At 61.1% G+C, this 19967-nt stretch carries 20 protein-coding genes; 8 read left to right on the forward strand and 12 right to left on the reverse strand.

The genetic code is table 11. The features are described from left to right. Nucleotides 1–27: 27 nt before the first annotated feature. From CLV41_RS10735 to CLV41_RS10770, 8 genes are read right to left on the reverse strand one after another with little or no spacing between them, the layout of a single operon-like run. Nucleotides 28–1431 carry an amidohydrolase family protein gene (locus CLV41_RS10735; protein WP_103222309.1) on the reverse strand — a complete coding sequence of 468 codons (1404 nt, stop codon included), beginning with the start codon at nt 1429–1431 and terminating at the stop codon, nt 28–30. Next, nucleotides 1416–2357 carry a LysR family transcriptional regulator gene (locus CLV41_RS10740; protein ID WP_103222310.1) on the reverse strand — a complete coding sequence of 314 codons (942 nt, stop codon included), beginning with the start codon at nt 2355–2357 and terminating at the stop codon, nt 1416–1418. Before CLV41_RS10740 ends, CLV41_RS10735 begins: the two co-directional genes overlap by 16 nt. Before the next feature lie 43 nt (nt 2358–2400). Beyond that, the gene (locus CLV41_RS10745; RefSeq protein WP_103222311.1) at nt 2401–3174 is read right to left on the reverse strand and encodes an enoyl-CoA hydratase-related protein; all 774 of its coding nucleotides are present in this window, start codon (nt 3172–3174) and stop codon (nt 2401–2403) included. Beyond that, nucleotides 3171–4331, reverse strand: coding sequence for a CaiB/BaiF CoA transferase family protein (locus tag CLV41_RS10750; protein ID WP_103222312.1), 1161 nt, complete (start codon nt 4329–4331; stop codon nt 3171–3173). The genes CLV41_RS10745 and CLV41_RS10750 overlap by 4 nt, the downstream gene beginning before the upstream one ends. Beyond that, nucleotides 4328–5689, reverse strand: coding sequence for an FAD-dependent oxidoreductase (locus tag CLV41_RS10755; RefSeq protein ID WP_103222313.1), 1362 nt, complete (start codon nt 5687–5689; stop codon nt 4328–4330). Before CLV41_RS10755 ends, CLV41_RS10750 begins: the two co-directional genes overlap by 4 nt. A gap of 30 nt (nt 5690–5719) precedes the next feature. Then, on the reverse strand, nt 5720–6535 hold the full coding sequence (locus tag CLV41_RS10760; RefSeq protein WP_408013773.1) for an ABC transporter permease: 816 nt from the start codon (nt 6533–6535) through the stop codon (nt 5720–5722). Continuing rightward, a complete protein-coding gene (locus CLV41_RS10765) occupies nt 6532–7305 on the reverse strand; it encodes an ABC transporter ATP-binding protein (protein WP_235867109.1) in 774 nt (257 codons plus the stop codon). Before CLV41_RS10765 ends, CLV41_RS10760 begins: the two co-directional genes overlap by 4 nt. Nucleotides 7306–7352: 47 nt before the next feature. Beyond that, nucleotides 7353–8390 (reverse strand): ABC transporter substrate-binding protein, encoded by a 1038-nt coding sequence (locus CLV41_RS10770; protein ID WP_103222316.1) that lies wholly within the window; start codon nt 8388–8390, stop codon nt 7353–7355. A gap of 635 nt (nt 8391–9025) precedes the next feature. On the opposite strand from CLV41_RS10770, the gene CLV41_RS10775 reads away from it, so the two are divergent. The 3 genes from CLV41_RS10775 (at nt 9026) to CLV41_RS10785 (ending at nt 12584) form a co-directional block, all read left to right on the forward strand. Continuing rightward, entirely contained in the window at nt 9026–10120 is a 1095-nt protein-coding gene (locus CLV41_RS10775; protein WP_103222317.1) for a helix-turn-helix transcriptional regulator, read from the forward strand. Between the two features lie 183 nt (nt 10121–10303). Then, nucleotides 10304–11659: an adenylate/guanylate cyclase domain-containing protein gene (locus CLV41_RS10780; protein WP_103222318.1), complete on the forward strand. Its 1356-nt coding sequence runs from the start codon at nt 10304–10306 to the stop codon at nt 11657–11659. 157 nt (nt 11660–11816) lie between these two features. Beyond that, nucleotides 11817–12584, forward strand: a complete 768-nt coding sequence (locus CLV41_RS10785) for an SDR family NAD(P)-dependent oxidoreductase (protein ID WP_103222319.1) — start codon at nt 11817–11819, stop codon at nt 12582–12584. A 66-nt stretch (nt 12585–12650) separates the two neighbouring features. On the opposite strand, the gene CLV41_RS10790 is transcribed toward CLV41_RS10785, so the two are convergent. Next, entirely contained in the window at nt 12651–13040 is a 390-nt protein-coding gene (locus CLV41_RS10790) for a VOC family protein (RefSeq protein ID WP_103222320.1), read from the reverse strand. 86 nt (nt 13041–13126) lie between these two features. Here CLV41_RS10790 and soxR point away from each other — a divergent pair, with 86 nt between their 5' ends. Next, nucleotides 13127–13654 (forward strand): redox-sensitive transcriptional activator SoxR, encoded by a 528-nt coding sequence (soxR, locus tag CLV41_RS10795; protein ID WP_208987431.1) that lies wholly within the window; start codon nt 13127–13129, stop codon nt 13652–13654. A gap of 64 nt (nt 13655–13718) precedes the next feature. Here the strand turns inward: soxR and CLV41_RS10800 are convergent, their stop codons facing one another. Both CLV41_RS10800 and CLV41_RS27525 read right to left on the reverse strand, forming a co-directional pair. Further along, the gene (locus CLV41_RS10800) at nt 13719–13976 is read right to left on the reverse strand and encodes a YjhX family toxin (RefSeq protein WP_103222321.1); all 258 of its coding nucleotides are present in this window, start codon (nt 13974–13976) and stop codon (nt 13719–13721) included. A gap of 234 nt (nt 13977–14210) precedes the next feature. Then, on the reverse strand, nt 14211–14465 hold the full coding sequence (locus tag CLV41_RS27525; RefSeq protein ID WP_146048551.1) for a hypothetical protein: 255 nt from the start codon (nt 14463–14465) through the stop codon (nt 14211–14213). 303 nt (nt 14466–14768) lie between these two features. Here CLV41_RS27525 and CLV41_RS10805 point away from each other — a divergent pair, with 303 nt between their 5' ends. Next, nucleotides 14769–15080, forward strand: coding sequence for a hypothetical protein (locus tag CLV41_RS10805; protein WP_208987432.1), 312 nt, complete (start codon nt 14769–14771; stop codon nt 15078–15080). Between the two features lie 33 nt (nt 15081–15113). Here the strand turns inward: CLV41_RS10805 and CLV41_RS10810 are convergent, their stop codons facing one another. Continuing rightward, nucleotides 15114–15356, reverse strand: a complete 243-nt coding sequence (locus tag CLV41_RS10810) for a DUF6455 family protein (RefSeq protein WP_103222323.1) — start codon at nt 15354–15356, stop codon at nt 15114–15116. A gap of 272 nt (nt 15357–15628) precedes the next feature. Between CLV41_RS10810 and CLV41_RS10815 the strand changes: the two genes are divergently transcribed. From CLV41_RS10815 to gatB, 3 genes are all read left to right on the forward strand, one after another. Continuing rightward, the gene (locus CLV41_RS10815) at nt 15629–17839 is read left to right on the forward strand and encodes a flagellar hook-length control protein FliK (protein ID WP_103222324.1); all 2211 of its coding nucleotides are present in this window, start codon (nt 15629–15631) and stop codon (nt 17837–17839) included. A gap of 13 nt (nt 17840–17852) precedes the next feature. Beyond that, nucleotides 17853–18158 (forward strand): EscU/YscU/HrcU family type III secretion system export apparatus switch protein, encoded by a 306-nt coding sequence (locus CLV41_RS10820; protein ID WP_103222325.1) that lies wholly within the window; start codon nt 17853–17855, stop codon nt 18156–18158. Between the two features lie 261 nt (nt 18159–18419). Next, a complete protein-coding gene (gatB, locus tag CLV41_RS10825) occupies nt 18420–19901 on the forward strand; it encodes an Asp-tRNA(Asn)/Glu-tRNA(Gln) amidotransferase subunit GatB (RefSeq protein ID WP_103222326.1) in 1482 nt (493 codons plus the stop codon). The last annotated feature ends 66 nt before the right edge of the window (nt 19902–19967 follow it).

The raw sequence follows: 19967 nt of genomic DNA on the forward strand, positions 1-19967 counted from the left end.
GACACCGTCCTGTCAGGCAAAACAGCGTCACGGCCCCCCGTCGCGGTAAAACCGGCGGACCGCCTCGCCAAGACGGCGGGCGAATTGGCGTTCCTCTTGCTTTTCGGGTGCGGAGGCGCGGGCCTGGCCGACCAGTTCCTTTAGCGCCGCTTCGAAATCGAAACCCGTGAGACGGCCGTCCGCAACGACGGTTTTGCCTGAAATGACGAGATCCTTCACATAGCGCCCGCTCATGCGGGTGAGGATTGCTTCCGCTTCGTCGACATCATCGAACATCCGCTCGGACATCATGGCGCCGTAGTCGATAACCACAAGGTCGCCATCCGTGCGCTGGTTGATGACGGCGGCGCCGTTGATCGTCGCCGCATCGAAGATTTCACCGGCCTGGATGGCTGGGTCGATCGACGTGCCGCCCTGAAGCAGCCGCAGCAGCCGCATCTCCTGCCAGATGTCCTGATCGTCGGAAAATCCGGTGCCGTCGAGACCAAGCGCAAACCGCAAACCGGCTGATCTGTAAGCCGAAACGGGCGCGACCCCCGAGCGCAGACGCAGGTTGGCGGCCGGATTGGACGCAACGACGACGCCCCTTTCAGCCAGCAGTTCGCATTCCCCGGGTGTCAGGTGTACCCCGTGGGCGACGGCCAGGCGCGGCGACAGGAACCCGATGCTGTCCAGATACCGCACGATGCCGTCCGGGAAGCGTTTATCCAGCCAGTGCCTTTGGCGCCTGGTTTCCAGCAGATGCATGTGGATCCGGCAATCGAGGGTCCTGGAGGTTTCCGCAATCGCCTCCAGCAACGCGTCACTGCACCATTGCGGCCCGATCGGACCGAACTGGACATCGACCATCGGGCCGGACTGGGTCCTGACGATGTCGCTGACAACAGCGATCTGTTCCTCGATCGATGCATAGGCCGGCCGTCTTTTTTCGAACGCTTGCCAATCGTCCTTACCCACATGGGCGCGCAACGCATCGGCGCCCGCATAGGTCCATGGCGCCGTATCGAGCAGCGGGCAGGAGAGCGCGAGCCTGATGCCGCAGTCGCGGGCCGCCCGGATGACCATAGCGGCTTCATCGGCCAACCCGTCGATCCTGAGCGAGTTGTGGCAGTGCATCGTCGCGCCGCAACCGTTCAGCGCCAGGCGGCCGAAGGCGACCAGCGCCTCCAGGTAGGGATCCGTGGGGGGACGCAGGCGAAGGCCCGCGATCCAGGGTTCGAGGGCATCGTCCGGACAGCCGAAATCCAGAGTGCGGATGCCGTAACCATGGTCATGCGCGTTAACGGGGGCGGGCATGGCAAGCCGGCCGTCCGCATCCGGCGGAGCACCTTCCGTGACGGCGACACCATGCGGCCCGGCGGTAAGCCGGACATCGCGGATTGCCGGCCCGCGCCCCGGATGCGGCAGATACCGCCCTACGCTGATTTCCATCGCGCTTTCCAGGAAGGAGAGTTCCAGGTGACATCGAGGTCTTTCAGCGCCTGGCCAAGCTGGTCGATCATCGCTTCGGCCGCATGGGTCAGGCGGCGGCGGCGCGGCACGAGAATTCCGAGCCGCAGCGAATCGAGCTTGGAGCCCCGCAAGGGAATGCCGACGATGGTTCCCGCCCGCATCTCGTCGATCATGCCGATGGGTGTGTAGAAGGCGATGCCCGCGTCCATCAGCACCATCGATCGCAGCATGTTGAGGCTGTTCGACGTGACCAGCGTGCGCCCGGTGCGCTCGAACACCGACAGTTCAACATCGATGAGGAACCGCGTGGGCGTGCTGTCCATATGCAGGAGCAGATTGTAATCGGCGCAATCGGTCAGAGACACGGATTCCTTTTTCCCCAGCGGGTGGTCGGCCGCGACCATGGCCATCAGCGGCATGGGGACGTCGTGCACGAATTCGGTGTCTTCGGGAAAATCCAGGCCGAAAGTCGCGGCGAAATCCGCTTCGCCGTTGGCGACCAGGTCGGTAACGCGGATATGCGAGCCGCCATGGACGCGAAAATCGACGTCCGGATTCTGCTGGTGAAAGGCCATCACCTGCTCGGGCAGAAAATGGACAAGCAGGCTGTCGAGTGCGGCGATTTTCACCGTACCCGTGTTCTTGCCGCCGAGAGCGCCTATCTCGCTTTTGAGAAACTCGAAGTCCTCGAGTGTCGCCTTGGCGTGGCGCAATGTAACGATACCGGCCTGGGTCAGCCGCAATCCGTTCGGCAGGCGTTCGAACAGCGGCGTGCCGAGCTCATCCTCAAGTTTCTGGATTTGGCGGCTGACGGCGGAACTCGCCACGTGCAGTTCTTCCGACGCCTTGCGGATGGATCCGGCCCGGGCGACGACGACGAAATATCGCAATACGGCGGCATGCATGTCCGTGTTCCTCGTGCCAATGGTTGCCGCCGTTCGGTTTTCTTTACCTGCCTTGCCAGACCGGCGCCCGTTTTTCCTGAAATGCCTTCACACCTTCGATCCCGTCCTCGCTGGTCAGCGCCGCGATGAGTGCGGGTAGCTTCAGCGCCTGTGCCTCCGCGGGCGCAAGATGCGCGGTGCGGTTGACCGTCTGCTTGATAGCCCGCAACGATAATGGCGCACAGGCGAGGATGTCCGCAACCCACCTTTCGACGGTTGCGTCGAGATCGTCCGGTGCGCAAACCTCGTTGACGAGGCCCCAGCGGTGGAGTTCACCGGCGGGGACTTGCCGTCCGGTCATCAGCATGCCCATCGCCAGGTTGTGCGGGATCTTCCTGGGCAGCATCACCATGCCGCCATCGAGCGGCATGCGTCCGACCCGCCCCTCGGGAAGCGAAAACCGCGCGGTCTCGGCGGCAACAACGATATCGCAGCCGAGCACCATCTCGAAGCCGCCGCCAAGCGCATAACCATTGACGCGCGCAATCACGGGGATGTCGAGCGTGCGCCGGAAGGCGATGCCGCCGAAGCCGTTCGGGCGGGGATCGGCCCAGTAGTCAACGCCCTGCTTGCCGGTGTCCTTCAGGTCGGCGCCAGCGCAGAAGGCCTTTTCTCCCGCTCCCGTCAGCACGATGCACGAGATGTCGTCTCGGCTTTCGAGGTCCGACCAGATTCGTTCCAGTTCGGTGTCCGCGTCGGCATCGACCGCATTCAGCCGCGCCGGACGGTCTATGGTGACGCGCGCGATGCGGCCTTCGGTTTCGTATCTGACCGTCACGCCACGTCCACCTTCTGGCGTGCCGGAGCGGGGTTCAGATACTCGTCATTGTGCTCGCCAAGCCTGGGTGGCTTTTGCCGTACGGTGACGACCGCCGCCGACATGTCGATCGGGCTGCCGATGAGACGGACCGGTCCCGCCTCGGTGCGTCCGGCCTCGATGATCATGCGGTTGACCAGCGTCTGCTCGTCTTCGAGCGCTTCCCCCAGGGTCTTGACCGGCGCGCACAGGATATCGACCTCTTCGAGACGTCCGATCCAGTAAGCGCTGGTGTTCTTTGCGAAATGCTCACGGAAGATCGCCTGAAGGTCGGGCCTGTGTTCCATCTGGCGGTCGAAATCGCTGTAGCGCGGGTCTGTCGACATGTCGTCGATCTCAAGCGCCTGGCAGATGTCGCGCAGCGGATTTTCCTTGAAGGCGCCGACCATGACGATCGGCCGGTCGGTCGTGTCGAAGACGCCCGAAAGCGGAAAGGCCGCCCAGTTGAGGTCCTTGTTGCGCATCATCAGCGCGGCGGCTTCCTGCATCTGCATGGCCAGCATGGAATTATAGAGGCTGACGCTGACCGTCTGTCCTTCACCGGTCTTCTGTCGCTGCAAAAGAGCCAGGAGAATACCCTGAACGAGGTGCATTCCGGCCGAATAGTCGCACAGCGCCGTCGGATAGATCGAGGTCGGCAGCGCCGGATCCTGCTTGCGGTTCATCACGCCGGTCATCGCCTGGGCGAGAATGTCCTGGCCGCCCTTGTGGACATAGGGGCCCTTGAGGCCAAAGCCGGTGCCGATGGCGAAGATGACACCGGGATTGGTTTTCCTCAAGTCCTCGAAGCCGAAGCCCATCCGTTCCATGACGCCGGGTCGGAAATTGCTGACGACGACATCCGCGGAATCGATCAATTCGTGTATCCGCTGCCGCGTCTCGTCCGACTTCAGGTTGGCCGCGACGCTCTTTTTGTTGCGGTTCAGCGAGCAGAATACCGGATTGTTCAGTCCGTCCGGATCGCTGCCGAGCGACCAGCGCGACAGATCGCCGATCTTCTCCTTTTCGATCTTGATCACCTCGGCGCCGTAGTCGGCCAGCACCTGGGTACACGATGGGCCGAGCATAACCTGGGTGAAATCGATCACCCGGATACCGTCAAGTGGCAGACAGGTCATTCGGCTGCCTCCAGCATGTTGGCGTTGGCCGAGGGCACATCGCCCGGATCGGCGCCCTGGGCGCGCATCTGTTTCTGGATGGCGGCGACATCGGCATCGCGTACCGGCACACCGGCATTGAGCGCGACGGTCGCGGCGATGCCGGCGGCCTCGCCCATCGCCATGCAGGGCGGGATCTCCCTGCTGGATTTCTGCGCCTGCGGCGTTGCCGAATAATGGCGGCCGGCGACCAGCAGCTGATCGACATCGCGCGGGACCATGGCCCGGTATGGGGTATAGTAGTCTCTGCCCCGGCAGACCGAGTCGGTAAAGTGGCGGCGGTTCATCACGTCGTCCTTGGTCACGACGTATTCGCCGACAAGCTGGCGGGTCTGGCGCACACCGGTCTGCGGCGCGAAATCGACCACGTAAGCCTTTTCGAAGCCGGGCAGGTTGGCGCGGGCGAATTCCATCAGCCGCTGCATGCGTTCGCGCCCGTCCAGTTCGGCCGCCGTCAGGTCGGCGACCCGGATCCCGGAATATTTCGGCATATGCGGGCAATTGAGCCAGATGATGCCGGGCAGGGGGGTCTTCAGCCACCAGAAGTTCCAGCAGCCGCCGATGATGCGCTTGGCCTGATGATCGAGTTCGGCGAATTTCTCGGGCTCGGAAAACTGGAATTCTTCCGCCGCGTCCGTGTCGACACCTCCCCAGCGCGACACGGTGGTCAGGATGAAGGAGCTTTCCTCGAAGCGGGCGCCGGCGCTCGCGGCCACGTCCAGGTCGCCTGAGGTGTCGATGACAACATCTCCGAGGATGGCCTGACGGCCCTCCTTGGTCTCGCAGATAACACCCTTGATCACCCCGTCCTCGACGATTGACGAGGAGAACCAGCTGTGCAGCCGCAGCTTGACATTGGCGCCGGCGGTCAGCGCGTAGGAGGAGCGCTTGAAGGCGTCGGGATCGAAGGCGGCAGCGAAGCAAATCGGATGCGGCATCGAATTCGTGTGGAAGTCGAACAGTCCCCAGCGGGCCCATTTGCGCCACATCTGATCCGTTTCACGGGTGATCGGCATGCGGTCCTGCATGGGCGGGACAACGCACAGGCCCCAGGAACGCATCTGTTCGATCATCTCAAGACAGATGCCTTTCACCGTGATCTCGGTGTTGTTGTGCATGTCGTCGAGAATGAGAACCATGCCGCCCGAGGCGAGACCGCCGAGATAGGGATATCGCTCCAGCAGCGTGACCGAGGCGCCGTTGCGGGCGGCCGAGACGGCGGCTGCAATGCCGGCGGGGCCGCCGCCGACCACGACGACATCCGTTTTGTCGACGATTTTCGCTTCGCGGGAAGCTTCGTGGATGGTCGGCGTGGTCATGGGTTCCTCCGTTTATTTCCGATTGTGCGTTCAGTGCGCGTCGGGTGTTTTCCAGTGGATCAGCCGCGCTTCGGCGAAACTGACGAGAGAAAAGAGCGTCACGGCGAGAAGCGCCGCGGTGAACACCGTCGCGTAAAGCAACGGCGCGCGAAAATTGTAGGTCGCCTCGATAATCAGGGCGCCGAGGCCGAAATTCGAGCCGATCCATTCCGCCACGATGGCGCCGATGACGCAGGTGGTGCTGGCGATTTTCAGGGCGGCGAACAGGAAGGGCAGGGAACTCTGGAGGCGGACCTTCCAGAAGACTTCGCCATTCGACGCCGACAGGATACGCATCAGGTCGAGGGTCGCCGGCGAAACCGCTTTCAGGCCGCGCACCATGTTGACCAGGGTCGGGAAGAAACAGATCAGGGCCGCGATGATGATCTTCGGCGCAAGCCCGTTGCCGAAGATCAGCACGAGGATGGGGGCAACGGCGATGATCGGGATCGTGTTGATGAATACGGCGATCGGATAGAAGGCCCGTTCCGCGAGCCTCGAATGGACGAACCAGACGGCCAGAAGGATCGCCACCGCATTGCCGAAAATAAAGCCGAGCAGAGCCTCATAGAGTGTCGGCCAGAAGTTGCTGAACAGCATCCAGCCATTGGATCTGAAGGCGCCCACAACGTCGATCGGGCTCGGCGCCATGTAGGTGGGAATGGAAAAAAACCACACGATGAACTGCCAGGCGGCCAGCAGGCCGACTACGGCGGCAACCACCGGCAGGCGGTACCTGACCCGTTCGGCGAATTCGAACAGGCCGGCCGGACGGACGTTTGAATCCTGCGACACCACGCTCATCAGCATTCTTCCAGCAGTCGGCGCAAATGCGCCGAGATTTCAACAAACGCCAGCGTGTCACGGTCGGTCAGCCTGCGCGGATAGGGCAGGTCGACGGCCATGAACTCCTTCACCCGACCCGGATGCGAGGCAAGAACCAGCACCTGCTGACCGAGAAAGGCGGCTTCGGGAATGGAGTGGGTGACGAATACGATCGTCGTCCCCGTTTCCTGCCAGATGCGCAGAAGTTCCTCATTCAGCTTGTCGCGGGTGATCTCGTCGAGCGCCCCGAAAGGCTCGTCCATCAGCAGGATCTTCGGCTTGGTGACGAGGGCGCGGGCGATCGCCACGCGCTGGCGCATACCACCGGAGAGTTCCGAAGGCAGCGCGTTCTCGCGGCCCGCCAGACCGACAACCTCCAGCAGCCGGGCCGGTTCGCCATCATCCACGGTACCGCCGCCGCCCACTTCCAGCGGCAGGCGGACGTTGTCGATGGCCGAACGCCACGGAAGAAGGGTCGCCTCCTGGAAGACGAAGGAAAAGTTTCTGTCGCGGCGGGCATCGGCCGGCGTGTGCCCGAGAACGACGATTTCTCCCTCGCTCGCGGGCACAAGATCGGCAATCGCGCGCAACAGCGTGGATTTTCCGCATCCGGAGGGACCGATCATCGTGACGAACGATCCCGCCTTTATCTCCACGGACACATCGGACAGGGCGGTGACGGCGTTTTCGCCGTCACCGAACCGGACATCCAGATTGCGGACCGAAACCGCGGCCTGGTCGGGGGAAGTCATCCCGTCGGGGCTGACGCCGGACGGGATCACCGCCGCCGCCTGCCCGATCATCCCGCAACCTCTTTGCGGATGCCGGTTGTGGCATCGAGGATCGCGGTCGTCATGACGTCGTCCACGGTCGGTACGGTTCCCTTGAACTGGTCAAGCGAGGCGTAGGTATCGATCTGGGCCGCCCAGTTTTCGCGGTTCATGGTGGCCCAGCCGTTTTGATAGGTCGTCTCGTCGAAACTGAAATCGAGCACCGATCCGACCGCTTCCAGCTCGCTCGCCTTGTCGAGATTCGGATAGGTCTCCACGAGAAGCGAGACCGCCTCTTCGGGATTCTGTCTGGCATAACCCCAGCCGCGCGCCGAGCCACGCAGGAAACCGGACAGGACTTCCGGGGTCTCGTTCAGCGTTTCGTCGGTGGCGAAATAGACATTGGCGTAGAGCTGAATGCCCGTGTCCCACAGCATCATGTCGACCCGGTCATCGCCGAGGATCTTCAGGGCATTGGTGTTTGTCAGCCAACCCGTGACCGCCTGTGCCTGTCCGGTCAACAGCTGGTTCATGTCCGAACCCATGTTGACCGCATTAACCTGATCTTCGCTGATATTGTTCTTTGCAAGCAGCGCGCGCAGCAAAATCATGGCGGTCGGTTGTGTCGCGATCGTCTTGCCGATCATGTCCTTGGGAGTGCGGATCGGATCGCCCGTCAAGGAGTAGTAAGTGAAGGGATGTTTCTGATATCCGGCGGCGAAGGCCTTGATCGGGATGCCGGCGGAACGCGCGAGCATGACGGACGGGCTGGAAGAGGTCTGGCCAAGTGTCTGATGACCGGCTGCGACCCCGCCGACACCGTCGACATTCGGTCCGCCCGGCGTGATTTCGAGATCCACGCCTTCCTCGGTGTAAAAACCCTTCTTGGCGGCGACGACCTCACCGAGGATGCCGTTGGATGCAAGCCAGCCAAGCTGCATCTTCACTTTCGCGGCGGACTGTGCACCGGCCGGCAGCACGCTTATCAAGCTGCTTCCGGCGGCAAGACCCGCTAATGTTGCTGTATTTTTGAGAAAATCGCGTCTTTTTACCTCAAATTCCGGCATTCGTACCTCCATTAGACGGGTTAGGACATGCCTTGCGGTGTGCCATCGTCGGATGAAGATTTAAGAATGTGCAAATTTACCGTTCGAATAAAGAAGAATGATTCGGACTAAACATTGCCAAAAAAGCAACGCTGTCACCGGAGCGGGCTGGTTGCCGCTGCGGATACAAGCAATTTTGCGAACGCCGCGCACCGGGACAAAAGACCTTCCCGGACCAAATCAGGTGGTACGAAATAGCCCGGCCGCAAGTTTCCACAGTGCCTCTTCTGGTTCAGTCGATAGAAAAAAAGGGCGGCCCAAACGGCCGCCCAAAAAAAACACTACAGCTAAAAAGTTGATCGAATGCCGGTTGCAGGAATGCGGGAATCCCTTAAACGCAACCGGAAAACTGCCCGCCGAAACTTGAAAAGAATGCCCCGATCAACAGTCCAATACGATCAATAGTTGTTTACAGGGTGTATACATTAGGTGCATGGTCCATTTGGGCTATGCAGTAATAAAACCGTCAACTGAAGGATTGGTGTCAAGCCATCTGAGTCCGTGACCCGGGATATTTAACATCGGGCCTTGGGGGTATCGTGGGCGTTGCCGCGGAAAAATATTTACACCTCTCGAATCTTGCCGTTGCAGCGGCGATGGATCCGGACTGCTGGCAGCAGCTTCTTGACGAAATGGGACAGGCCATCGGTACGCACGTTTGTACCCAGCTCATCGGCTATGACCAGCTTACCAAGGCAGCGCCGCTTGCCTATACCTCGGGCTACGATCCGGATCTTTTGAAGCTTTACGAGGCCCACTACGCCGACAAGAACCCGTTCGCGGCCAATTTCGGAAAATGCGCGGTCGGTGGGGCCATTGCCGCCGACCAGCTCTGCACGCCGGAGCGATTGAAGAAAACCGGGTTCTACGCGGATATCATCCGTCCGCATGAGGATATCTACGGCGGCGGCGGCTCAATGCTCGCCCGCGATTCAAGCCGGATGGTCCTGATAGGTGGAAATCTGCGGGCGAAGGACCGCGACAAATACGAGCGCGAATGGCTCCGTCTTTGCGAAACATTGACGCCGATTATCCGCCAGTCGCTGGAAATCAGCCGCGCGATCTCCGGACTTTCCTTTGAGAAATGGGCGGCCGAGCAGCATATGCTCGGTGCGGATACGGCGATATTTGTCGTGGATCCAGCCATGACGATCCACCATGCTTGCCGCGAGGCGCAAAAGATGCTGGACAAGGGAACCCCGGTGGGCAGCGGGTTCAATCGCCGTCTTCGGTTCTGTTTCGATGAGGACCAAAGGCAGTTCGCAACTCTGTGCCGGCTCCAGCTCAAGGGAAATCAGAATATCTTCAAAAGCTGGCGCGTCACCGACGGCAGCGGACAGGGTTGGACCTGTCGGCTTATGGGCCTGCGCATGGGTGAACTGGACTGGTCTCCCTTCGCGGGCTTTTTGACAAAATCGATCACGACCATCCTGCTGGCGATCAAGAAGGATGTCAGCCCCATATCCATTCAGGAAAAAATGCAGACGGCTTTCGGCTTCAGTCAGGCCGAAGCCCAGGCGGCACTGCTGCTGGCGGACGGTCTGACACTCGCGGAAATCGCGCGAACCCGCCAGGTCAGCATTTATACAGTACGGAACCAGATCAAGGCTGCCCTGTCGAAATCCGGATGCCGGCGCCAAAGCGAACTCGTCCGGAAAACCGAGCAAATGCGGCTGCAGGGCGGCTGGTAGGAACAGCATAGCCGCTCGATCCGGCCGTCAATGTGCAATGCCATCGTCGTGCCGGCGATTTCACGCAATGGTCAATTTCCCGTTCCGCTTGTTGCACATTCCGGTTTGAAAGTTGAAACTCAAGATCTTCATTCAGATCCAACCGCGTTCATCTGAACGCTGGATGCTCCATACCGGATACGCATGAGCTCTTTTCGCGATACCTTGTACTACATTTTCCGGGGCGGCCCGCCGGACGCCGGAATTCCTGGAAGGGTGCGGGCGGAAATCCGGTCCAGCGAAGCGACTTCGGAGCGGCTGATCGGCTGGGTCCAGCTGGGGCTGGTGCTTTTCTTTTCGACCCTTTATGCGATTGCCCCGAGGGCGGAGGGCTCGGCCGGGTTCAATTTTGTCCCCATCGCTCTTGGTATCTATTTCCTTTTCACTGTGCTGCGGCTGTTCCTGTCCTACAGGTTCGAACTGCCGAACTGGTATCTGCTGGTCTCGATCGGCGTCGATATGGCGCTTCTGGTCGGGCTGATATTTTCCTTCCACATTCAGTATGGCCAGCACCCGACATTTTATCTCAAGACGCCGACCCTGATGTATGTGTTCATATTTATCGCCTTGCGGGCTCTCAGGTTTGACCCGCGCTTTGTTCTGACCACGGGCCTCGCCGCGGTCGCGGGCTGGCTCGGGTTGGTTTTTTATGCGGTTCTGGCGGACATGGACCACATGCGGGTGACCCGCAACTACGTGGAGTATCTGACCGGGAACACCATCCTGATCGGGGCGGAACTCGACAAGACAATGGTCATCTTCGCGGTGACGGTCATTCTCTCCGTCGCGCTCTATCGCGGGCGTTCGATGCTCTTCGAGGCCACCCGCGACCATGCGGCGGCAATGGATCTGCGCAGGTTTTTCGCTCCCGAGGTCGCCGCGTCGATCACCGGAGCGGATACGCAACTTCAGGCCGGAGAGGGCAGTCTGCGGGAAGCCGCGATCCTCTATGCCGACATTCGGGCCTTTACCGCCACATCCGCCGGTTTGCCACCGGAGGCTGTTCTGGCGGTCCTCGCGGAGTATCAGAACCTCGCGGTTGACGTGATCAATCAGGAGGGTGGGCGTGTCGACAAGTTTCTGGGGGACGGCATCCTGGCGACCTTCGGCGCCATTCAGCCATCGACGACCTTCGCCGCCGACGCGCTGCGGGCAGCCACACGCCTGATTGAAACTGTCGACGCGAGCCAGCAACGGTTTTCGGCGGCCGGCTGGCCCGGCTCCCTGAGGGTCGGCACGGCGGTCGCCGCCGGAAAGGTCACCGCCGGGGTGATCGGATCGAAGTCCAGGCTGGAATTCACCGTCATCGGCGATGCGGTCAACCGGGCTGCGAAGCTGGAAGACGCCAACAAGGTGCAGAACACGAAGGGTTTGACCGACAAAGCCACCTGGGATCTGGCTCGCGCGCAAGGCTTGCGGATGCCTCTGATCGAGGAGCGGCCCGGCGCCGATGTGCCGGGCCTGACGCAACCGCTCGATCTGGTCGTCCTGTACCGCTGATCCGCAGCCGCGTTGTAACCGCCGCCGCGAAGGGGGCTGACGACGAAGCAAACAAGCTTGACCGGGACGTCAATCTCGGTCACCTTGCGCGCAGTTTGACTTAACCGTCAATAGGATGGATTTAATCCACTGTTTTCAATGGATTGTGGAGGTTAAAATGAAGCTGGATTCGACTCTCTCGGCCATCGTGACCGGAGGTGCGTCAGGCCTTGGCGCCGCAACGGCCCGCATGCTTGCCTCCGAAGGTGTCAAGGTGACCCTTTTTGACCGCAATGCCGAACAGGGGGAGACGGTTGCCGCCGACATCGGCGGGCTGTTCGCCGATGTCGACGTGACCGATCAGGCCAGCGTGGAAGCCGGCTTTGAAAAGGCGCGCGCCACCCATGGCCAGGAACGTATTCTGGTCAATTGCGCCGGGATCGCGCCGGTCGCAAAAACGACGTCCCGGGGTGAAGCGCATCCGATGGATATGTTCGAGAAGGTGATCGCGGTCAATCTGGTCGGCTCTTTCCGCTGCCTGTCGATCGCGGCGACGGGCATGGTGGAACTTGAGCCGTGTACCGCTGACGGCGGACGGGGCGTGATCGTATCGACTGCTTCGGTTGCCGCCTTTGACGGTCAGGTCGGCCAGGTCGCTTATGCGGCTTCCAAGGCAGGGATCGCCGGAATGACATTGCCGGTTGCGCGGGATCTTTCCAGATCCGGCATCCGGGTGATGACCATCGCCCCCGGCATTTTCGAAACGCCGATGCTGCTCGGACTTTCGCAGGAGGTGCAGGATTCACTGGGCCAACAGGTGCCGTTTCCCTCCCGTCTCGGCAAGGCGTCTGAATACGCGCAGCTCGTCAGAAGCATTTGTGAAAACGATATGCTGAATGGCGAAACCATCCGCCTGGACGGCGCCATCCGCATGGCCCCCAGGTAAAAAGCGACCGGCGGTGCGCACGTGCCGCGCCGCCGGGGACCGCAAGACCTTTTAAGCAGGCCGGTTTCAGGTCCTGTAGCTCACCACTTCGAATTCGATGCCGTCGTCATCGTGGAAATAGAACCGCCGACCGGGTTCGTAATCGCCGTGATTGACCGTCTCATAGCCACCGGCCTTGATGCGCGTTTCCGTTTCGTCCAGATCGTCGACGACCACCGCGATGTGATTGAGCCCGCCGTGCTGGCTGTAGCTGTCTCCCGCCACCCGCGTGGTTGCATCGGGTGGCGAATAGGCGGCGACATAGCTGCTGTCATTGCCGATATGATAGGTCGTCCCGCCGCCGAGGCTGGCGCCTTTCCAGCGGATCTTCCAGCCGAACCAGTCTTCCAGCCGTTTCGCGGTCGCCGCGGGATCGCTCACCGTGACGTTCACATGTTCCAGGAATGCGGTGCTCATGAGGTGTCCTTTCAAGGTTTGACTCAAACAGGACACCTGAGATAATACCTCAAGTTAAGTTGAGGTCAAGAGGGGAGGCCGGAATTTTGAAGAAGCCCATCAGGGCCGGCGATCTCACCATTGGCGACCTGGCGGATCGCACCGGCCTTTCCGTGTCCGCCATCCGGTTCTACGAAGAAAAGGGCCTCGTCCATCCGACCCGCAATTCCGGTGGCCAGCGCCGTTTCATGCGTGCGGATATCCGCCGCCTTTCCTTTGTCCTTGTGGCGCAGGAATTCGGGTTTTCCATCGCCGAAATCGCCGAGCAACTGAAATTGCTTCCGGACGGCAGGGCTCCGACAAAGGCGGACTGGACACGCATCAGCAGGCAGTTCCGCACGCATCTGGACCGGCGGATCGACCGCATGAAGGCGCTCAGGGACAAGCTGGACGCCTGTATCGGCTGTGGGTGTCTGTCTTTGAAAAGCTGCCGGCTGTACAACGCCGGTGACGCAGCCGCCCGGCACGGCCGGGGCCCGCGATATCTGCTGGGCGATCGGTCCGACTATATCGAGCCGGAGGGAGAAGAAGGTGCCGAAAGCAGGAATTTGAGCGGGAAACGCTCTGGAGCGTAAGGAAATATATGCGCGCCGGAAACCCGGCGCGCATTTTCCGTTTTGGTAGCGTGATCCCGTCAGCTCACCGGTTATCCGGTTGTGATCGTACCCGTCTCAGACCCAGTTCGGTGATCTTGTAGGGGCCGCTGTTTCTGGACGCGATCAGACGATTGTATTTCAGTTTGCGGAACAGGCGCACGGAGCAGCCTCCCCAGTACCATCCGTCCCGCGTGACGGTGTCTTGTTTGACGATGCGGCCGTTCTCGTCCTTTTCCACGAGAATGCAGCCGCCTTGAGCCAGCAGGTGCAGGACCCGCTGTTCGGCTTTGGAAATGTCCATTGAATTTTGAGAAGTCCGATTTCGAATGCAGATCGGCAGTCACCGCAGCAAGTCGCATGCGGTGCTGATGTGCATCGCCCGGCTGTGTTCAGCCGGGTATTACCGGGTCTCGCGTGATCCGCGCATAAAGCCTCTCAAATGGGTGAGATGCCTCTACCATGCACAAGGGGGGTAGGCAATGCGGCAAAATGTGAATTGGACATGGGGAAGGTCACAGCGTGACAATTGCACCGGTCAGCTGCACTCCGCCGGCCAGTAGCCGTTTCCGGGATTGCGGGAGACGGCGATCGCGTTGACATCGCTTGACCCGCAGGTGCCGCAGGTGAGGGTCTTGCTCAACGCTGAAACCTTCTTGTCACCGGAAAATCTGGAGGCGTTCATATATCGGAACCGGCCGCAGCAGTCGCAAAGGATCGCAAGTCTGCGATCGGATTTACTCAAAGCTTCCACGGTGGGGTCGTCGGCTTCAATAGATGTAAGTAATGACATATGTATTAAATCTTATCTAATAGATAAAGAGTTCGCTGAAAGCAGATCTTATTATTTGCTTTCCAAGGAGAGAGTAACACAAGGATGCGGAAAATAAAATGACAATATTAAGGTGAGTACCTATTCATGTTGTTGAATATGCGTATATATTTTCAGGGTTTTTTCCGGATGATGTAGTATTTTGACCTATTGGTCCAAGATAAACGCGAAAATACTGTAACAATTTGTCGCGCCCCCCGTATGTGTCCTGAGGCGAAAGGCCTCGCTTTTTCATGTGGCCGATTGTAAGAGGAGTCCATGACGATGCTCTCTGACACTTGGCTCGATCTCTTTGGACTATCGGGTCTTTTCAATCCGTTTGCACTTCTTATCGGCGCATATCTTGGTTGGCGCGCGGATCAGCCGCAAAAGCTCTGGATTGCCGGCTTTGCCGCGGCCGCTTTGTCCCTGATACTTGAAGCCGCCGTTGGAATGCTGCAGTTGCCGCTGCCGATCTCGCAGGATGCTGGCGCCCTGGCAATGTTTCCGTTCAGGTTTACGGGCGGCCTGCTGGCCGGCGGGCTGGCCTATTGGGTCCACAGCAAAAAGAAACGGGCCTCCTCTGACCGCGGTTGATATCGTCATACGGCCTGATGGCCCGTTACCAGGCTAATCGTCGGTCCAGCTGTTGAAAAGGGACGCGTTCGGGCAATTGGGCAATGCCTTGTCAGCCCCTTCCGGGTGATCGTTCAGCCACTTCTTGCAGGTCTCCGTCTCCGTGCAGTATATGCAGCGGTAGGCTGCGGACCGCAGGGCCTGGTCGGCTTGCATTCCCACAGGAACATGCTTCATCGCCCCGATGGTTTCGAGCATTCTTCCCATCAGTTCGGCGCGTTCGTTGAGGCGCTTCATCCAGTTCACGTTCGCTCTCCTCTGCCGGACGGATATGAAGGTGAATCCGTTGGATCAACCCGCATTCGCATTGAGCCACGGGAACGCAGTGCGCGCGCGGCCTTCTGTTGGTTCGACCGGCGGCATCCGGCCTTTCCCGGTTGAAAGCCGAACTCTGCATGATCCGCCCGGCCGAAGCCTTGATCAGCGTCAAGTCTGGGCAAGCAATCCCAAACCGGCCATACTCGCCATTCTCGAATCTCTGACTGTGCGAAACACCCGGGAATGGTGTGATGGTTGAAACGGTGACTGCGCTGCCGATAGCTCAGGGAACCGGAGGCAGCGCCTCCGCCCAGGGGCTGGAGCCGGGAACGGAAGTGAAGGCCAGGGTGGAGGCTAATCTGCCCGGCGGTGTCATCCGGCTGGCAACAGCGGATGCCCGGATCGACCTGCGTGCGTCCGCTCCACTTCCCCCCGGTGCGGACGTCACCGTCACGGTGTCGGGCAGCAAACAGCAGCCGGAAATCCGCATTACGCTGGCGAACGCCTCCGGCAAGGCACCCCAGCCCGACCAGCTTCTTCGGACGCTGCCGGGATTTCAGCCGGGTGCGGCGGGCCAGCCATCGGCCGGAAATCCGCAAGCCGTGGGAAGCAATACGGTCTTGCGCACCGATCCGACCCTGACGCATCTGGTTCAGACCTTTTCCGCTCCGGATCGGACCGGTGCAACCGGCTCCGCTTCCCCACGTCCCGTACAGGCTCCAGGCGTCCAGCCGGCACCTCCCGCGCCTCCCGCAGGCTCACAGGCCGCAGCGCCTCTTCAAGGTGGAGCTGCGGCAGGCGTCCAGCCACAGGCTCCGGCGGTACCCGCCCCACAAGGCGGTGCGGTCGCTTCAACGAGCGGAAATTCCCCGATTTCTCCATCCGCGCCCGTGGTCTCCGGACAGGGACCGGCGGCCCCAACGCCGCCGGTTCCGGCTCAACAAGTCCCACAGGCTACGGGAAGCGGCGGACAGACTGCCTCGGTTCCCGGAAATCCCGGGCTTCCTCAAACGGCAGGTCAGGCCACTCCGCCTGGACAAGCACCCGCCGGGACCGTGGCGGCGCCTCCTTCAGGTACGCAGGTCCCGCAGGCATCGGCGGCGGCACAGCAAACCGGCAATTTTCAGGGGCCGGGCAGCCAGACCGGTCTGCCGGTGCAATCTTCTGCCGGGACCGCGGCCGGCACGCCGGTCTCAGGGACCGTTCCCTCTGCCGCGCCGTCGGCTACCGGCGTGAAACCTGATGGCGCGCGGACTGTGCAAGGCGGGGCGGGGAGCCAGGGAACCGCCCCGGCGGCTACGGAAAACCTTGCTTCCGCATCCAGCCGAGGTCAGGCGCAACCGCCGACTGCTGCGCGCGCACCCGAAACGCAGGCCACGGCTCAACCGGGACTTCCGGCCGGTGCCGCCGTCCGGGGAGCACTGCCCGATACGCCGCTTTCGCGCGCCATACCCGCGCAGCCTTATCCCGCCGCCAGCGGGGTCTCGATGCAGGCCAATACGGCAGGAGAGGCTGTTTCAGCCGGGCGGAACGTGTTGCAGCAGGCCGCCGCCGTGGTGCGCCAGCCGCTGGCCGAGCAGCAAGCGGGCCTCGGGGGCATGTTTGCGCAAGTGGGGGCACTGATGAGCGCGCAGGCGGCCGGCAAGGTTGCTCTCCCGGATACGGTCGCAAAGGCCATGCAGCAAATTCTTGGATTGAGATTGAATCCGGCCAACTCCGCCGGCAAGGATCTTCAGCAGGCGGTGCGCCTGTCCGGTCAATTCAGTGAGGCGCAGGCAATGCGGCCGAGCAGTGGACCGCAACCTCTTCCGGATCTGAAATCCGCGCTGCTTTCGCTCAAGACCCTGCTGCAGCAGTTGGGCGCCGAGGCTCAGGTGACGCGTCCTGCGGGGCAGCCGGCCGTGCCGTCCAGACACGCGGCGCCGCGGGGACAGGCGCAACAGGGCGCAAGCGGTTATTGGTCCGGGAACGCACCGCAGAACCTCCAGTCCCTGCTTCAGGAGGTGGATTCAGCACTTGCCCGCATGCGATTGACGCAACTGGTCAATTCGGGTCTGGCGGGGGACGATCGACCGCAATCGGCGGGGCGCCCGATGGAGCTTGTGCTTGAACTTCCCCTGGCGCTCGGTCAGGAGACCGCGGTGATGCAGATGCAGATCGGCCGCGACGGCGGCGGCCAGGACGGCGAGGAGGAGGCGGAACCCGCATGGCGACTGCGTTTTGCCCTCGATCTGACGGCGACCGGTCCGCTCGAGGCGGCGATCAGCCTGCGCGGCGGCGGCACTTACACCAGTGTGTGGATCGACCGCAGGGAGACCTTCGACAAACTGAATGCCCTTCGCGAAACCATGGAAGCGGCTTTCGCGGACGCCGGCCTGGATTTGCAGGAGCTCAGGCTGATCCGCGGCCTGCCGCCCGCAACGGCCGCCAGATACGGCGCATTGATCGACCGGCAATCCTGACGGGGGAAAACGCGTGACGAAAAAAGACAATCCCGGCAAGAAACTCGCCGTTGCCCTTCAATACGACAATGAGGGCACACCGCTGGTCACCGCCAAGGGTGAAGGCACGATTGCCGAACAGATCGAGGAGATCGCGCGCAAGGCCGGAGTTCCCATAGAAGAGAACCCGATGATGGCCGAGGCCCTGTCGCAGATCGAGATAGACCAGGAAATTCCGGTCGAACTGTATCAGGCCGTGGCCGTCCTTATCGGCTTCATCATGCGCACGGGCAGGGCGCAGCATCCGTCATCTCCCAAGGTGACGTCCGAAGGGGACTGAAATACCCATGGTGGTCCCTGAGGCCTTGTGAGGATGACCGTAAATCTCGGCAAACCTGCTCGTCCGCGCAAGGAAAACCTTGCAGGCAGGGCAATTCCCGACTAGATCAACAGACCTCCGATCGGAAACGATTGGAGGTCTAAAAGTTGATCGATTTTAGAGTGGTAGAGCATCACTCGGCTGGTAAAGCGCGCCGCAGCAATGCTTCCCCCCGCTGCCGGCACAGGCGCGGACAAGACTAGAACAGGATTTTTGACGAACATGACGCTTGTCGACGTACGCACACCCGATCCGAAGAAATTCATCAAGGGCGCGACCGGCGATTGGGAAATCGTGATCGGCATGGAGGTTCATGCCCAGGTGACGTCCCAGGCCAAGCTCTTTTCCGGTGCCTCGACCGAATTCGGCAAGGATCCGAACGACAACGTCAGCCTTGTGGACGCGGCCATGCCCGGCATGCTCCCGGTCATCAACGAGGAATGCGTGCGCCAGGCGATCCGCACCGGTCTTGGCCTGAAATCGGAGATCAATCTCAAGTCGGTCTTCGAACGCAAGAACTATTTCTTTCCCGACCTGCCGCAGGGCTACCAGATCTCCCAGTTCAAGCAGCCGATTGTCGGCGAAGGCAAGATCCTGCTCGACATGCCGGACGAGCAGGTCGAGATCGGTGTCGAACGCCTGCATCTGGAGCAGGACGCCGGCAAGTCGATGCACGACCAGCATCCATCCATGTCTTATATCGACTTGAACCGCTCCGGCGTCGCGCTGATGGAAATCGTCTCCAAGCCGGACATCCGCTCCTCGGATGAGGCAAAGGCCTACTTCACCAAGCTGCGCATCATCCTGCGCTATCTCGGCACCTGCGACGGCAACATGGACCAGGGCTCCATGCGGGCGGACGTCAACGTCTCCGTGCGCCGTCCGGGCGGCGAGTTCGGCACGCGCTGCGAGATCAAGAACGTCAACTCCATCCGTTTCGTCGGACAGGCGATCGAATATGAAGCCCGCCGCCAGGTCGCTATCCTGGAAGATGGCGGCAAGATCAATCAGGAAACCCGCCTGTTCGATGCGGTGAAAGGCGAAACCCGCTCCATGCGTTCCAAGGAAGAAGCGCATGATTACCGCTATTTTCCGGATCCGGACCTGCTGCCGCTCGAGTTTACTCAGGCCTATGTCGACGAACTGGCCCGGGACCTGCCGGAACTGCCGGACGACAAGAAGAACCGCTTCATCAAGGATCACGGCCTGTCCGCCTATGACGCCGACATCCTGGTGGCTGAAAAGGCTTCCGCCGATTTCTTCGAGGACGTCGCGAAGGGGCGGGACGCCAAGCTCGCCGCCAACTGGGTGATCAACGAATTCTTCGGCCGCCTCAACAAGGAAGGACAGGATCTTTCCGAAAGTCCGGTTTCCGCCGAGCAGCTCGGGGCCATCGTCGATCTCATCAAGGAAGGCGTTATCTCCGGCAAGATCGCCAAGGACCTCTTCGAGATTGTCTGGACCGAGGGTGGTGACCCGTCAAAGATCGTCGAAGAGCGCGGCATGAAGCAGGTGACCGATCTAGGCGCCATCGAGACGATCGTCGATACGATCATCGCCGCAAACCCGGAAAAGGTCGAGCAGGCGAAGGACAAGCCGGGCCTTCTGGGCTGGTTCGTCGGACAGGTGATGAAACAGTCTCAAGGCAAGGCCAACCCGCAGGCTGTCAGCGACATGCTGAAGCAGAAGATCGGTCTGGAGTAACAGCGGCTCTTTTTCCCTTCCTTGCTTTGGAGGGAGGCGGGTGTTCCGAGAGGGTCTGCAAACGGG

It is taken from the genome of Roseibium marinum (assembly GCF_002906165.1).
GTDB lineage: Bacteria > Pseudomonadota > Alphaproteobacteria > Rhizobiales > Stappiaceae > Roseibium > Roseibium marinum.

What these genes read in the sequence shown, in the direction of transcription:
- CLV41_RS10780 (WP_103222318.1), top strand. Translation starts at nt 10,304, where the DNA reads ATGAGCTCTTTTCGCGATACCTTGTACTACATTTTCCGGGGCGGCCCG.
- CLV41_RS27525 (WP_146048551.1), bottom strand. Translation starts at nt 14,465, where the DNA reads ATGTCATTACTTACATCTATTGAAGCCGACGACCCCACCGTGGAAGCT.
- CLV41_RS10750 (WP_103222312.1), bottom strand. Translation starts at nt 4,331, where the DNA reads ATGACCTGTCTGCCACTTGACGGTATCCGGGTGATCGATTTCACCCAG.
- CLV41_RS10805 (WP_208987432.1), top strand. Translation starts at nt 14,769, where the DNA reads ATGCTCTCTGACACTTGGCTCGATCTCTTTGGACTATCGGGTCTTTTC.
- gatB (WP_103222326.1), top strand. Translation starts at nt 18,420, where the DNA reads ATGACGCTTGTCGACGTACGCACACCCGATCCGAAGAAATTCATCAAG.
- CLV41_RS10785 (WP_103222319.1), top strand. Translation starts at nt 11,817, where the DNA reads ATGAAGCTGGATTCGACTCTCTCGGCCATCGTGACCGGAGGTGCGTCA.
- CLV41_RS10740 (WP_103222310.1), bottom strand. Translation starts at nt 2,357, where the DNA reads ATGCATGCCGCCGTATTGCGATATTTCGTCGTCGTCGCCCGGGCCGGA.
- CLV41_RS10800 (WP_103222321.1), bottom strand. Translation starts at nt 13,976, where the DNA reads ATGGACATTTCCAAAGCCGAACAGCGGGTCCTGCACCTGCTGGCTCAA.
- CLV41_RS10810 (WP_103222323.1), bottom strand. Translation starts at nt 15,356, where the DNA reads ATGAAGCGCCTCAACGAACGCGCCGAACTGATGGGAAGAATGCTCGAA.
- CLV41_RS10775 (WP_103222317.1), top strand. Translation starts at nt 9,026, where the DNA reads ATGGATCCGGACTGCTGGCAGCAGCTTCTTGACGAAATGGGACAGGCC.
- CLV41_RS10790 (WP_103222320.1), bottom strand. Translation starts at nt 13,040, where the DNA reads ATGAGCACCGCATTCCTGGAACATGTGAACGTCACGGTGAGCGATCCC.
- CLV41_RS10815 (WP_103222324.1), top strand. Translation starts at nt 15,629, where the DNA reads ATGGTTGAAACGGTGACTGCGCTGCCGATAGCTCAGGGAACCGGAGGC.
- CLV41_RS10765 (WP_235867109.1), bottom strand. Translation starts at nt 7,305, where the DNA reads ATGACTTCCCCCGACCAGGCCGCGGTTTCGGTCCGCAATCTGGATGTC.
- CLV41_RS10770 (WP_103222316.1), bottom strand. Translation starts at nt 8,390, where the DNA reads ATGCCGGAATTTGAGGTAAAAAGACGCGATTTTCTCAAAAATACAGCA.
- CLV41_RS10735 (WP_103222309.1), bottom strand. Translation starts at nt 1,431, where the DNA reads ATGGAAATCAGCGTAGGGCGGTATCTGCCGCATCCGGGGCGCGGGCCG.
- CLV41_RS10755 (WP_103222313.1), bottom strand. Translation starts at nt 5,689, where the DNA reads ATGACCACGCCGACCATCCACGAAGCTTCCCGCGAAGCGAAAATCGTC.